General features: G+C 72.9%; 14 protein-coding genes. 6 read left to right on the forward strand and 8 right to left on the reverse strand.

What is annotated here, in order from left to right:
- The first annotated feature begins 422 nt into the window (after positions 1–422).
- Entirely contained in the window at positions 423–1346 is a 924-nt protein-coding gene (locus LIX60_RS06685; protein WP_227957634.1) for an LLM class F420-dependent oxidoreductase, read from the forward strand.
- Positions 1347–1522: 176 nt separating this feature from the next.
- Here the strand turns inward: LIX60_RS06685 and LIX60_RS06690 are convergent, their stop codons facing one another.
- The 6 genes from LIX60_RS06690 to LIX60_RS06715 all read right to left on the reverse strand — a co-directional run bounded on the left by LIX60_RS06690 (position 1523) and on the right by LIX60_RS06715 (position 6257).
- Positions 1523–1999 carry a DUF6099 family protein gene (locus LIX60_RS06690; protein WP_227957635.1) on the reverse strand — a complete coding sequence of 159 codons (477 nt, stop codon included), beginning with the start codon at positions 1997–1999 and terminating at the stop codon, positions 1523–1525.
- Between the two features lie 119 nt (positions 2000–2118).
- Complete coding sequence (locus LIX60_RS06695) at positions 2119–2556, reverse strand: nucleotide pyrophosphohydrolase (protein WP_227957636.1); 438 nt, start codon at positions 2554–2556, stop codon at positions 2119–2121.
- A complete protein-coding gene (locus LIX60_RS06700) occupies positions 2519–3811 on the reverse strand; it encodes an ATP-binding protein (protein WP_227957637.1) in 1293 nt (430 codons plus the stop codon). The genes LIX60_RS06695 and LIX60_RS06700 overlap by 38 nt, the downstream gene beginning before the upstream one ends.
- 134 nt (positions 3812–3945) lie before the next feature.
- Positions 3946–4341: a cell division protein SepF gene (locus LIX60_RS06705; RefSeq protein WP_227957638.1), complete on the reverse strand. Its 396-nt coding sequence runs from the start codon at positions 4339–4341 to the stop codon at positions 3946–3948.
- 453 nt (positions 4342–4794) lie between these two features.
- Entirely contained in the window at positions 4795–5430 is a 636-nt protein-coding gene (locus LIX60_RS06710; RefSeq protein WP_227957639.1) for a DUF4360 domain-containing protein, read from the reverse strand.
- Positions 5431–5912: 482 nt separating this feature from the next.
- Positions 5913–6257, reverse strand: coding sequence for an alpha-amylase (locus LIX60_RS06715; RefSeq protein WP_227957640.1), 345 nt, complete (start codon positions 6255–6257; stop codon positions 5913–5915).
- Positions 6258–6891: 634 nt separating this feature from the next.
- Between LIX60_RS06715 and LIX60_RS06720 the strand changes: the two genes are divergently transcribed.
- The 3 genes from LIX60_RS06720 (at position 6892) to LIX60_RS06730 (ending at position 7861) form a co-directional block, all read left to right on the forward strand.
- Positions 6892–7029 (forward strand): hypothetical protein, encoded by a 138-nt coding sequence (locus LIX60_RS06720; protein WP_227957641.1) that lies wholly within the window; start codon positions 6892–6894, stop codon positions 7027–7029.
- Positions 7026–7322, forward strand: a complete 297-nt coding sequence (locus tag LIX60_RS06725) for a hypothetical protein (protein WP_227957642.1) — start codon at positions 7026–7028, stop codon at positions 7320–7322. Before LIX60_RS06720 ends, LIX60_RS06725 begins: the two co-directional genes overlap by 4 nt.
- 242 nt (positions 7323–7564) lie before the next feature.
- Complete coding sequence (locus LIX60_RS06730) at positions 7565–7861, forward strand: hypothetical protein (protein ID WP_227957643.1); 297 nt, start codon at positions 7565–7567, stop codon at positions 7859–7861.
- Positions 7862–8378: 517 nt separating this feature from the next.
- On the opposite strand, the gene LIX60_RS31725 is transcribed toward LIX60_RS06730, so the two are convergent.
- Together LIX60_RS31725 and LIX60_RS06735 are read right to left on the reverse strand one after the other, a co-directional pair.
- Positions 8379–8735 (reverse strand): hypothetical protein, encoded by a 357-nt coding sequence (locus tag LIX60_RS31725; protein ID WP_308101105.1) that lies wholly within the window; start codon positions 8733–8735, stop codon positions 8379–8381.
- 11 nt (positions 8736–8746) lie between these two features.
- On the reverse strand, positions 8747–10711 hold the full coding sequence (locus LIX60_RS06735) for a glycosyltransferase family 4 protein (protein ID WP_308101106.1): 1965 nt from the start codon (positions 10709–10711) through the stop codon (positions 8747–8749).
- 594 nt (positions 10712–11305) lie between these two features.
- Between LIX60_RS06735 and LIX60_RS06740 the strand changes: the two genes are divergently transcribed.
- Both LIX60_RS06740 and LIX60_RS06745 read left to right on the forward strand, forming a co-directional pair.
- Positions 11306–12109, forward strand: a complete 804-nt coding sequence (locus tag LIX60_RS06740) for a DedA family protein (RefSeq protein WP_374117814.1) — start codon at positions 11306–11308, stop codon at positions 12107–12109.
- A 170-nt stretch (positions 12110–12279) separates the two neighbouring features.
- A complete protein-coding gene (locus LIX60_RS06745) occupies positions 12280–13725 on the forward strand; it encodes a glyceraldehyde-3-phosphate dehydrogenase (RefSeq protein ID WP_227957644.1) in 1446 nt (481 codons plus the stop codon).
- The last annotated feature ends 142 nt before the right edge of the window (positions 13726–13867 follow it).

Genomic DNA, 13867 nt, shown 5'->3' on the forward strand with positions numbered 1-13867 from the left:
TGCGGAACCGGACGGGCGGGGCGGGACGGGGCGGGACGGCGTCCGTCGTGGCGGAACCGGTCCGGCCCGCGCGGGCCCGCGCTTGACCTCGGGCGTTCCAGGTTACGGGCCGGGAAGCGCGACCGCGCCGTCCGGCTCCGGCCGGGGCGGACCGAGGCGGATCGGGGACGGACCGAGGAGGCGTCGGGGCGGGGCCGGGACGGACCAGCGACGGACCGAAGCGGACAGGCGACGGTCCGGGGGACGGCGCGAACCGACGCATCCCCGGCCCCCACCCGCCGAACCGACTCCCCGCCGGCCGGGCGCCGTTCCGTCCCGTCCGCTCCGACGCCTCCCCGTACACAGGCGGGCGCCTCCCCCACCCCTCCGGGACCCGGCGGTTCCCTGCGGTTCCGCCGCACTCCGCGGGCAAGATGGGGGGCATGGATCTCCGAGTTTTCACCGAGCCCCAGCAGGGCGCCGACTACGCCACCCTGCTGCGCGTGGCCAAGGCCACCGAGGATCTGGGCTACAGCGCCTTCTTCCGGTCCGACCACTATCTGCACATGGGGAGCGCCGACGGTCTGCCCGGTCCGACGGACGCCTGGATCACCCTGGCCGGGCTGGCCCGGGAGACCGAGCGCATCCGTCTCGGCACGCTGATGACCGCGGGGACCTTCCGGCTGCCCGGGGTGCTCGCCATCCAGGTCGCGCAGGTCGACCAGATGTCCGGCGGCCGGGTCGAATTCGGCCTGGGCGCGGGCTGGTACGCGGAGGAGCACGCCGCGTACGGCATCCCCTTCCCCAAGGAGAAGCTGGCGCGGCTGGAGGAGCAGCTGGAGGTCATCACCGGTCTGTGGCGCACCCCGGTCGGCGAGCGCTTCGACTACGACGGCCGCTTCTACCAGCTCTCCGACTCCCCCGCGCTGCCGAAGCCGGCCCAGCGGAAGGTGCCGGTGCTGGTGGGCGGGCTCGGCGCCAAGCGGACTCCGGCGCTCGCGGCGCGCTTCGCCGACGAGTTCAATGTGCCGTTCGCGCTGCCCGGGGACACGGAGCGGCAGTTCGCCCGGGTCCGTGCCGCCGCCGAGGAGGCGGGGCGCGATCCGTCCGAACTCGTGTACTCCAACGCCCTGGTGATCTGTGCGGGCCGGAGCGACGCGGAGGTCGCCCGGCGGGCCGAGGCCATCCGGCGCGATGTGGACCAGCTGCGGGAGAACGGGCTGTGCGGTTCACCGGGCGAGATCGTCGAGCGCATCGGCCGCTACCGGGAGGCCGGTTCGGAGCGCATCTATCTGCAACTGCTGGATCTCTCCGACCTCGACCAGCTGGAACTGATCGCCACCGAGGTCAGGCCGCAGCTGGACTGAGCCCCGGCGCGGACGCGGGAGCGCGGTCGTCCGTCGTGCTCACGGCGCGGCGGACGGCACCTCCCGGGCACGGCCGGACGGCAATGCGGGCTCCGGTCCGGACGGCAATCCGGACACGGACCCGAAGTGGCCGCCCCGGGGCGGCCACCGCTCCGCCGGGCCGCCCGGTGGCGGTCTCAGGACGGCCACGCGGCCGAGTCCGAACGCGGCTGCTCCAGCTCCTCGAGCTGCCGCAGCAGTCCGCCGACCCGGTCCCCCGACTCGTCCACCGCGTCGATCACTTCCATGCACTGCCAGTAGAACGTTTCCACTTCCGCCGAGCACGCCACCCCCACCAGCGCGATCCCCACCTCTCCCAGGAGCGCTCCCAGCCCGATGAGCACCCGCCGCTGGTCATGGACGTCCGACAACCGGGCGGCCCGCACGCGGCCCGCCCGCCGCGCCGTCTCCGGGAGGGAGCCGCGCAGCCGGCCGCCCGCCTCGCTCAGTCCCCGGGCCTCGGTCTCGAACTCCTGCGGACCGTAGAGCAGAAGATGGGTGCCCACAGCCTCCGCCAGCGCCTGCGCCTGCCATGCCTCGGCAACGATCTCCTGCGGGGCCCGGGCCCGAGCGAGGCCGTGCCGGGTGTCCTCGATCAGCCGAGCTGCGTCCATGGGTCCACCTCCCTCCTTGGAGCGATCACTGCCATCACCTAGAGTGACTGACCGACAGCCAGGAGACCAGGGTTTTTCCGAATCTGTGGACAATAGTTCCCGTGTTGATTAGCTTTCCACTACGGAGAGTTGCGATCAAGGTTCCGGTCCTTCGATTCATCCCTGAACGGCCCCGCCGACCCCCTGGACCGCGCCCGCCGCCCGGGCCCCTCCGGCACCGGGAAACGCCGCTCATTGCGGTCGATCTTGGCCGCCAGGGCCGCGGCCGGATCGATGTCCAGCACCTCGCAGAACTGCAGCAGATACGCCAGGACGTCGGCCACCTCGTCCTCGACCCGGTGCGCCCGCTCCGGGTCGGCCATCACCCGGGCCGACTCCTCCGGCGTGAGCCACTGGAAGATCTCCAGCAGCTCCGCCGCCTCGACGCTCAGCGCCGCCGCCAGGTTCTTCGGTGTGTGGTACGGCTGCCAGTCGCGCGCGGCCGCGAAGGCGGCGAGCCGGCGCCGCAGCGCGGGCAGTTCACGGCCGGTCCCGGCCCCGGGGATCGTCTCGTTCATGCGCCAGATGTACCACCCGCACCGCACCCGCTCCCCCGGCGCCGCCGGCCCCTCGCGCGCCGTCGGCTCCCCCCGGTCCACCGGCGCGCCCCGCACCGTCCACGCCCTCCGCGCCGTCCATGCTCTCCGTGCCGTCCGCCCCCTCCGCGCCGGGCACCGGGGTCCCCTCCCGCAGGGTGCCCAGCAGCCGGATGTGCCCGCGCCGGGTCATCCGGGCCGCCAGCGCCAGCAGTTCGGCCGTCTGCCGCCGGTCCAGGCTGCGGTCGAAGTCGTCCGCCAGGACGGTGAGCACCTGGCGGGCCGACAGCACCTCCGCGACCGGGTCCACGTCCAGGACGCCCGGCCCGGTCAGCAGCACCAGCGCCAGGGCCAGATAGCGCAACTCGCCGTCGCCGAGCCGCTCCACGGGGGTCGCGGTGTGCGCGCCGCGCCGCAGCACCGCCCGTACCGTGCCGTCGGCGAGGTCCTCCACCGCCAGGTCGTCGACGGCGCCGGCACAGCCGGTGCGGGAGGCGGCGACGAGGGCGGCGTGCCGGGTCCCGCACTCGCCGCGGGTGCGCCGCAGGACCTCGGCGAGATTGCCGCAGCCGCCCCGCAGGCGGCCCTCGCCGACGCCGGCCGGTGACCGCATCCCGTCGGGACGCGGATCACAGGCGAAGGAGGAGCGGAGCGCGACGAGGACCTGCTCGGCCGCGGCCAGCACCTGCCGCTGGCCCTCCGTCGTCCCCGCGACCCGCAGTGGCAGCAGCGCCGTGCCGAGCCGGTCGTCGGGCAGCGGCGCCCTGGTCACCCGCGCCGAACCGGCCGTGTGCCACTCGGCCTGGACGGAGCGGCGGCGGGGGTCGCGGAGGGCGGTGGTCAGCAGGACCCGGCCGTCGGCCGTCAACCGCTCGCCCGTGAGACGGAGTTCCGGCTCCGCCCGGACGGCCACGTCGAGGCGGACGGGACCGGCGGGGCCGTCGACCGTGCAGCCGATCCGGAAGCCGCGCCCCTGCCGGCCGCCGGCCGCCGCCCACTCCGGCACACAGGAGGCCGGATCGGGGAACACCTCGCCGAGCTGGGCGCCGGCGCCCAGCCGCGCCAGCGCCGCCATGGCCTCCAGGGCGGCCGACTTGCCGCTCCCGCTGGGGCCGGTGAGGAAGGTCAGCGGGGCGAGCGGCAGCACGGCGCCACGGTGCGATTTGTAGGCGGGCAGGCGGAGTTCGGTGAGGACGGGCCGGACGGGGGCGGGCGGAATGGGCAGGTCGAGATCCATGGCGGGACCGTAAGCGGCCCGTCACACGGCGAACCGTTACATCGTCCGGATCTTCCTACGATCGGGGTACGCGGAGACGGTCCCCGGGGGCCCCTCACCGGATCGATCCACAACTCCCGCTATCCGCCGGGCCGTTACTCCCGGGCGCCCGCGCCCAGCCGGGGCTCGGCGACCTCCGTGCCCGCCGGGGTCAGCAGGAAGACGTCCCGGTCGACCCGGTGCATCCCCGCGCCGAGGCCGAAGACGACCCCGCTGGAGAAGTCGAGGATGCGCTTGGCGACGTCCGTGTCGGCGCCGGTGAGGTCCAGCAGCACCGGCGTGCGGCCCATGAGATGCTCCGCGACATCGCGCGCGTCGGCGAAGACCTGCACCCTCAGCACCACGAACCGGCGCGTGTCCGCCACCCGTTCCTCCTCGCCCGGCAGCGCAGGGTGGCCCGGCCAGGACGGCCATGCGGTGTCGCCGCGCAGCGGGACCACCTCGGCGAGCCCCTCCCACTGCTGATCAGTGACGTCGTAGCGGCCGTTCAACTGACCTCCCGGTGGTGGATGGTGGGCTGGGCTCGTAGGCATCGTTTTTGCCCCGGAGCCGGGAAATACACATGCGACGACAGTACTGAGAACCACTGACACCCGGGGCGAAGCCACACAAGACGCCCCGGACGAGGTCCGGTTCGTCCCGCCGGCCCCTGCCCGGCGGGCGCGGCAGCGGCATGCGCGGCAGTACCGGATGCGCGCGGGGACGGAGCCGTCCGGGGCGCGGCGCGTCCGCGCCGGAGGCGGGAGGTTTCCGCCACGGACCGAGTCGCGGCCGAGGACACACGGCGGCACCGGATCCGTACAGGGAGGTACGCGGCCCACGAAGAAGAGACCGGGAGAGAAATGACATGCGGAGGCCGCCCGCCGGCCGGAGCCCTGGCCGGTGGGCGGCCTCCCGTCCGTACGGCGCGCAGGCGCGCCGGCGGACATCCCGTCAGCCGGGTCCTAGCACCGCTTCCACTTGAGCTTGTAGGTGGCGCCCGGGACCTTGGTCGACTCCATGGCCATGATGTTGGCCGCGTTGTCGCCCGAGGAGCCGGCGTCCACCCGCAGCTCGGTGTTGATGTTCAGCAGCCGCTTGGCGCCGCAGGGCGCCCAGACCTGCTCGGCGGCCGGGGTGTTCTCCGAGATGCGCCACTCGCTGTCGTACGGCCCGGTGAAGGTGCGCGAGTTGACGGCCGTCTCCGCGGAGCCCTGGAAGTAGTACTGCGACTGCTGGAGGCCCGTGGCCCCCTTCACCAGGTGGGTGTAGCCGCGGTGCTCGGCACCGGTGATGGTGTACGTCCAGCCCGACGGGACCCGCACGTCCAGGGCGAGCTGGCAGTTCTTGCGGTGGTCGGCGGCGTTGGCGCCGGCACCCGTCCGGGCGAGGTAGTCGCTGTAGCTCACGATCACGGACGAGTTGTCCGGCGATACGGCGACGGCGGCCGTACCCGCGGGGCAACCCGAGCCGTTGACGGTGATGATGCCGACCTGCGCCTGCTCGGCCGGTACGGCCGCTTCCGCCGGCGCGCTCTGGCTCGCGAGCACAGAGGCGAATAACGCCGCGGCCGCGCCGCCGGCGGCAAGAACACCAGACATGGTTCTCCAATCGATTCGTACGGGGCCCGGCGCGCCACCCCGGCGCCGCCCCGCTGACATCGGATCTGTGCCGGGCCTCGGTCAACACCGGGCTCCCGGCCGGTCACTGCTGGCGCGCGCGGCGCTCCCGACGATGCCGTACGCGCGTCCGCCGCGCCCGCGAAGTCCGGTCGAGGCGGTCAGCCTCGGGATGAGGGAGAAACTGGTGTCCGCGCGGGCGGGCGAAGGAGGGCGGCCGGCTCGGGGCTCGGGCGTGGGGTGTCGCACGCTCCGGATCCGGCCGACCGGGTGGGAGCGCTCCCATGTTAAGGGTGCGGACCCCGGCGGGGAAGAGAAGCGGCACCCCGGCTTCCCCGGGATGCCGCGACGTCTCGAAAGCGCCCCCCGGGGGGACGGCCGCACGGGCGCAGGACCGGCCGGGCGGACCGGGGAGAAGGCCGCACGGACGCACACCCACACCCCCCGGAGCACCGGCCCGGACCTCAACCGGCCTCGCACGAGCAGAGGTTCACTCCCAGCACCTCGTCGCCGCCGACGCCGTAGCCGGGGAACGTCACGGTGTCGCCGGGGGCCGCGATCCGGCAGGGCGGGGCTGCGGCATCGCGGTAGCGGACGGTGAGCCGCTGCGGGGTGTCGCAGTTGTTGGTGACGAACGTGTAGCGCCAGCTCGCCGCGTACTGGACACAGGCGGGCGCCGTGGCCGATACCGGCTCCTCCGGCTCACCGGCGGGGGCGCCGTACGCCGCGCCGGGCTGCGCGAGTCCCGCGGCGGCGGCCAGCAGCACCGGCAGCGAGGCCCGTGCGATCGAGCGCGACAGGGTGAACATGGGGACCTCCTTCGACGTGCCGAATGGAACGAGCCCGAGCGTAGGAGCGGCGCGTGGAGCCTGAAAGAAATTGCGCCAGTTGCGCAAGGATGATCACGCTTCCCCAGACGCCGGGAGGAGAGCCGGAGTGACGACTTTTCTCGCAGGTCATGACACTCTGCTCTCCGGCGCAAGGGCTTGCCCCACCCTGCCCGCGTGGAACCACAGGCCGCACTTCCGTTCCCTCCAGGGGGCAGCGAGACCGGGCAGATATGCCAACGAATGGTATGTCAGCGACAACTCTTCCCGCCCAGCAGCAAGTTGGCTTGAAAGAAATTTCAGACTTTTGCGCAAGGAGCTGCCTGCGGGGAAGCGGCCCCCGGCCGCCGAGGAGGCCCTCGTTCGCGGCTGTCGCGGAGTTCCGCGAGAAGGCCGAGGAGGCATGCCGCGACCGCGAGATGCGCACCTTCGCGGCGGCAGAACACCGCCTCGACCACAAGACGGAATGACCCGGGCTCACTTCGGGAGGGACTGTGTCGAACTCGCCCACGCTCACCGGCACGCGGCCGATCTGCCGCAGCCGCCGCAGGGGTACCGGGTCTGGGATCGGCCCAACGGGAGCTATGCCGTGTACCACGAAGGCACCAACACACTGGTGTCATACGGCAGTGACGGCCTGCCGAAGACCCTGAACCGGCCCGCTCCGAAGTCAGCGGACAACCCCAAGGGATTCGACACCAAGCTGTGGCCGACCCTTGAGGACTACCTCAAAGCCCAGGGAACGAGGCGATGAAACTCAACAGGGAAACGGAAGACGACGAGGAGATCTGCCGGATCTGCGGCTACACCGAGGGCGATCTCCTGTGGGAAGGCGGCTGGCCGAACTACATCATCTGCCCGTGCTGCGGCACCGAGTCCGGTATCGGCGACGCGGGAAATCCGGACAGCTGGGAAGGCCTGCAGGGGATCCGAAATTCCCGCGGCTACTGGATCGGGAACGGCGCGCAATGGAGCAGCCCCAGCCTCAAACCGAAGAGCTGGGACCTCCTGCGGCAGCTGGCGCAGCTCCCGCCGGAATGGCGATGACCCGGACCACCGGCCGGGGCATCACATGACGTAACGGCAGGCCACAGCGCCGGAGCCGCTCCGGCGGAACGGATCCGGCTCCGCGCGACGCCGGTTCCCCGAGGCCCGACCGGGTCCCGGGGAACCGGCGTCGCCCGGCCGCGGGCCCCGGCCGGGCCCGTCGCCGGGACACCGGACCGGCCCCGGGGTGCGGCGCCACCCGACGGCTGCCCCGGACCACCTCAGAAAGCAGGGAACCGAGGATGAAACTCAACAGGGAAACGGAAGACGACGAGGAGATCTGCCGGGTCTGCGGCTACACCGAGGGCGCATTGCTCTGGGAGGGAGGCCGGCCGAACCACGTCATCTGCCCGTGCTGCGGCACCGAGTCCGGTATCGGCGACGCGGGAAATCCGGACGACTGGGAAGGCCTGCGCGGGATCCGAGTGCTCCGCGGCTACTGGGTGGGGAACGGCGCCCGGTGGAGCAACCCCGACCGCAAGGCGGAGGACTGGGACCTGCTGCGGCAGATCGCGCAACTCCCGCCGGAATGGCGATGACCGGGGCCGCCGGCCGGAATACCTCGCCGGCTGGTCCCCCACCGGTCTTCTGGGCCGGTCGGGTACGTGCGGTGGTGGTCCGCCGTTCCCGGCCGTGTGGTCACGACCGGGAACGGCGGGCCCCAAACACTCGGACGGTGGTTCTGGCCAGTCGCCGTGCTGCGGGCGGGGACCGTCCCCGAGCCAGGCCGGCGGGGCCGAACGGTACCAACTGAACGACCCCGACAACCGGGAACCTCCCGAGCACCACGATCTTCCGGCCGCCCGGCGTCGCTTCGTGCGGCTCACCGATGCTCTTGAGCGGCGTTTCGGGCCGTCCGTCAAGGCCGGCATGCCGCAGGACGCGAGCTTCCACGGAGGGATCTCCGGTCCCGCCGCCATGGGTGCGGGCCGGCGGCCCCTGTGGATGCTGATGAGCAACTTCGGCAGCCGACGCTGCTCAGCAGCGGCCTCCAGGGTGCAACGGTCCGCCGGGGCGCGGTCCGGGCGGGGCCCGGCCCCGGCGGGACCCGGAGGCTCAGGTACCGGCGGCGTCGCTGTCGCGGGCGCTGAGGGCCAGGGCGTTGTCGACGGTGAAGAAGGGCCTCACCCGCGTGGTGCCCCGGTCCGGGTGGTCCAGGAACAGGGGCGGGTAGACGTCCGTCTTCTTCCGGTCGGCCAGGTCGCGGGTGATCCGCCCGATGGGCACGGGCGGGCCGTCGCCGGGGACGCGCAAGGTCAGGTCCCAGACATCGTGTTCGGCGCGGCGGAGCCGGAGGGCCTCGCCGTAGGGCAGGTCGAAGCGGAACGTGCCGACATCGGCGCCCGGGCCTCCGGTGGGAGTGAGCGGCACCGTGAAGTCGGAGTCGTCCCCCTCCCGGGACGCCGCGTGCACGGTGGTCCCGGTCAGCGGCAGGTGTCGGGCGCGAGGACGGTCGCGGTGACCGTGGCCGCGGCCTCGCCGATGTGAAGGGCGGTGACCTCGGCGTGCGCCGGGCGGCGCCAGACGCGCAGGGCGAGGAAACCATCGGTGGTGGTGTAGGGGATCCAGGCCGAGACGCCGTGGGCGTCGAGGACGGGGGGCCGTCCGATGAGCCGGGCCTGTTCGGTGAGGCCGGCGGTCAGCCGGATACGGGGCCGGGTGCGGGTCCCGGCGCCGCTGCCCGCGGCCTTGCCGCCGCTGTCGCTGCCCTCGCCGGCGTCGCCGCTGCCGCCGCCGCGGGGTGCGACGTAGCAGTCCCAGCGGCCCTCGGCCAGGGCGTGTTCGCCGGGCTTGAGCGTCACGCCGATGTCGTTGAGGTCGAGTGCCGTGGCGACCTCGGGCAGCGGGACGCGGATCTCCCGGCGCTCGGGGTCGCGGCGCAGGCGGGCGACGAAGTCGAGCCGCCCGGGCGGCAGCGATACGGCGTCCAGACGGACCCGGATGCCACCCTCTGAGGTCGAGCGGGCGAACGCCACGGGCCGGGCTCCCGCGCCCTGCCGGGCGCCCTCGTCGGGTAACGCGGTGCCCGCCGCCGGGGCGGCGGGCGTCACCCGGGTGCGCCGTGTCACCCGCGCCGGCGGTGTCACCGGTCTACTGCCACGGGACAAGGCGCCGCGGACCCGGTCCAGGAGACCCGCACGTTCCGCGGCCGCCGCGCGCGCCTTCTTCTCGTAGCGCTGCGCGGAGAGCATCCGGAAAAGGTCCTCGTAGCGGCGGGCGATGGCCGGGGGAGCGAAGGTGGACGCCTTCTCGACGGCGGCGTCGCCGAGGCGGCGACGCAGTCGGTCGTCGGACATGAGGAGCCGCAGGGCGGCGGCGTAGTGCTGTACGTCGGCGGGGAGGCCAGCCGTGTCCGGGGTCCGGTCCGGCGCCGCGCCGTCCGTGGCGCCGTCCGCGGCGAGCGGGACAAGCAGTCCGTCCGTGCCGTGCGTGATGATCTCAGCGGGTCCGTGCGGGCAGTCCGTCGCCACGACCGGGACACCGCAGTGCATGGCCTCGACGATGGTCATGCCGAAGGACTCCATGTCCGAGGAGACCGCCGCGATGGCACCCTTGGCCCATTCCGTCTCGATCGGGGAGACGGCGCCCATGAGGAAGACCCGGTTGTAGAGGCCGAGTTCGTCGATCAAGCGGCGCAGCTTCGGCCGTTCGGCTCCGCGCCCGTAGATCCGCAGGGTCCAGCCCGGGTACTCGTCGGCCACGGCGGCGAAGGCGCCCACCAGGCGGTCGTAGCGCTTGACAGCGACGAGGCGTCCGGCCGCCACGATGGTCCGGGAGTCCAGCCCGGCGGGCTCCACCTGCGGCCGGGGCACCCCGTTGGGGATGCCGAGGACCATGGTCCCGGCCCCGGACAGCGCCCGCTCGTACTGGCGGGCGTCGGCCTCGGAGACGGTCACGAAGGCATCGAGTCCACGGACCGCGGTGTTCTGGTCCTCGCGGAGCTGGTCGCTGTGGGCGTCGAGGGAGAGATGCTCCTGGCCGATGCGCAGGTAGCGGTCCTGTCCGTGGCGGGCCAGGTAGCCGTTGAGGATGGGGCGGGTGGCGATCACCACGTCGGCGTCGGTCCGCGCCAGGTAGCCGGCGATGCGCTGGTCGTGCAGGGCGGTGTAGTGCAGCCGGCCGAAGTCGACGCCCGCGTCGGGGAACATCGTGTTCGGCCGCTGGGCCAATGCGTGACCGCCCTCGTAGCCGGGTCCGTCCTCGCGCATGTCGATCAGCGAGGTGAGCCGGACCTCCGCGTCGAACGGTAATCGCGGCTCGTCCGCGACCCGGTGCACGCTGACCACCTCGACCTGGTGGCGCACCGCCAGCGCCCGGGAGAGGTTCACCGTCGAGCGGATCGTTCCCCCGATACCGAAGGCATTGTGCAGTAAGAAAGCGATCTTCATCGTTACGCCCCCCGGCGTCCCCGTCCGCCCGTGCTCCTCGCTGTGCGCGCTCGCACGCTGTGCGCCGGCGGACCGCTCGGCCCCGGCCCCGTCCGGGCAGGGACGGCGCCCGCGCCAACTGGTCGTCCCCGGAGGGCTGTTGGGCGGGGGCCGCATGGGACGAGACCTCCGCCGGGCCGGATGGTTGCCCGGGACGGAAGTGAATGTGACGCGTGCAACATGCGGACGTTGCGTGAAGGCCGGGGGTGCCGAAGGGGGACGGAAGAGCGGAAACCCCCGGCCCCCGGCCCCCGGCGCCCGGCCCGCGCGGCTGGACGGGTGCGGTACGGGGAGCGGGACGGCGCGTACCGCGCGGCGGGCCCGGGTCGCGACGCGCGGACGGGCGACGCGGCGGTTTCGAAGGTCCCGCACGGGCAAGAAGGCGCCCCATGGGCGTCGACCGGCCCACACCGGCCGCCGAACCGCGCGGCAGGCGGCACCCCTGGCGCACGACCGCGCCGGCGCCCGGCGAGGGGTGCTCCTCGCCCCGGGAGGCACCGAGTCGAGGGAACGGGCCGGGCCGCCGCGGCCGGGTCCGATGACGGGAGACCACGTATGCACGGCATGATCTCGGCCCAGGCTCAGCAGTCCCCCGGTGGCCTCGCGGGCTGGGCCACGGATCTCGTCGAGACGATGGGCGGGCCGGGAGCCGGGCTGGCGATCGCCCTGGAGAACGTCTTCCCGCCGCTGCCCAGCGAGGTCGTGTTGCCGCTGACCGGCTTCGCCGCCGGGCGGGGCGTGCTCGGTCTGCCCTCGGCGATCTTCTGGACGACGCTGGGCTCGGTCACGGGCGCGGTGCTCCTGTACTGGGCCGGGATGTGGCTCGGCCATGAGCGTCTGCACCGGCTGTGGGTGAGGGTCCCGCTGCTGAAGCCCGCCGATCTGGAGCGCACGGAGGCATGGTTCGGGCGGCACGGCACCAAGGCGGTCTTCCTGGGCCGCATGGTGCCGGTCTTCCGCAGCCTCATCTCCGTCCCGGCCGGAGTGGTGCGGATGCCGTTCCGGGTCTTCGTCCTGCTGACGACCCTGGGCAGCCTGCTGTGGAACTCGGCCCTGATCATGGCGGGTTACTGGCTCGGGGACCGCTGGCATGTGGTGGAGACGTACGTGGGCCTCTCCTCCAAGATCGTCCTGGCCGCCGCGGTGCTGGCGCTCGTCGTCCATCTGGTGATGCGCCGCAGGAGGCACGGCCGGAACCGGAGGCACGATCGTGGCAGCACCGCAGACGGCGAGGGTGACGGAGCCGGAGGCGGTGGCGGAAGCGCAGGCGCAGGCGACGAGGCCTCCGGCGGCGACCGGGAGCAGGGTGACGGGGAACGGGGCCGGAGCGGGGACCGCACCGCCGCGCGCCCCGAGTGAGCCCCCGGCAACTCCCCACCGCCCCGGACCGGTTCGTCCCGGCGGCACCCCCGCCCCGTCCCGCGCGGCCATGGTCCCGCTCACACCCGCTCCGACCAGGCATACCGCTGGAAGGACCGGAAGAGCAGCCGGTTAGCATATGAGCACCGCCTAGCTCGAAAGATGGACCAGTGACTGCCACCGTGGACTCGTTCACCAACTGGAAGAACCGCGAAGAGATCGCGGAATCGATGATCCCGATGATCGGGAAGTTGCACCGGGAGCGGGACGTCACGGTCCTGCTGCACAGCCGCTCCCTCGTGAACAAGTCGGTGGTGAGCATCCTCAAGACCCACCGTTTCGCCCGCCAGATCGCCGGCGCGGAGCTGTCCGTGACCGAGACGATGCCGTTCCTGCGGACGCTCACCACGCTCGACCTCGGCCCGTCCCAGATCGACATCGGCATGCTCGCCGCAACGTACAAGGCGGACGACCGCGGCCTCTCGGTGGAGGAGTTCACCGCCCGGTCCGTCGCCGGTGCCACGGGTGCGAACAAGATCGAGCGCCGTGAGCCGCGCGATGTCGTCCTCTACGGCTTCGGCCGCATCGGCCGCCTCGTCGCCCGTCTGCTCATCGAGAAGGCCGGTTCCGGCAACGGCCTGCGGCTGCGCGCCATCGTCGTCCGCAACGGCGGCGGCCAGGACATCGTCAAGCGCGCCTCGCTGCTGCGCCGCGACTCCATCCACGGCCAGTTCCAGGGCACGATCACGGTGGACGAGGCGAACAGCACGATCGTCGCCAACGGCAACGAGATCAAGGTCATCTACTCCGACGACCCGACGGCGATCGACTACACGGCGTACGGGATCAAGGACGCCATCCTCATCGACAACACGGGCCGGTGGCGGGACCGCGAGGGCCTGTCGAACCACCTCCGCCCCGGCATCGACAAGGTCGTCCTGACCGCCCCGGGCAAGGGCGACGTGCCCAACATCGTCCACGGCGTCAACCACGACACCATCAAGCCGGACGAGCAGATCCTGTCCTGCGCCTCCTGCACCACCAACGCGATCGTCCCGCCGCTGAAGGCGATGGCGGACGAGTACGGCGTGCTGCGCGGCCATGTGGAGACCGTCCACTCGTTCACCAACGACCAGAACCTGCTGGACAATTACCACAAGTCCGACCGTCGCGGCCGCTCGGCGCCGCTCAACATGGTCATCACCGAGACCGGTGCCGCCTCCGCCGTCGCCAAGGCGCTGCCGGACCTCCAGGCGAAGATCACGGGCAGCTCGATCCGCGTCCCGGTGCCGGACGTCTCGATCGCGATCCTCAACCTCCAGCTCGCGCGGGAGACCACCCGCAAGGAGGTCCTCGACCATCTGCGCGAGGTGTCGCTGACCTCGCCGCTCAAGCGCCAGATCGACTTCACCAGCGCCCCCGACGCCGTCTCCAACGACTTCATCGGCTCGCGCCACGCCTCGATCGTCGACGCCGGCGCCACCAAGGTGGAGGGCGACAACGCGATCCTCTACCTCTGGTACGACAACGAGTTCGGCTACTCCTGCCAGGTCGTCCGCGTCGTCCAGTACGTCTCCGGGGTGGAGTACCCGACCTACCCGGCCCCGGCGGTCTGATCCGGCGGTCCGGTTCCGGGCGATCCGCTTCCGGGCGGCCCGGATCCGGCCGCGCATCCCGGGCCGACCGCCTGCCCGCGGTCCCCGTCCGCCGTCCCGTCCGCCGCCGTCCCGTCCGCCGTCCCGCCGGCCGGGGCGGCGG

The organism is Streptomyces sp. S07_1.15 (assembly GCF_020739505.1).
Classification (GTDB): Bacteria; Actinomycetota; Actinomycetes; order Streptomycetales; family Streptomycetaceae; genus Streptomyces; species Streptomyces xinghaiensis.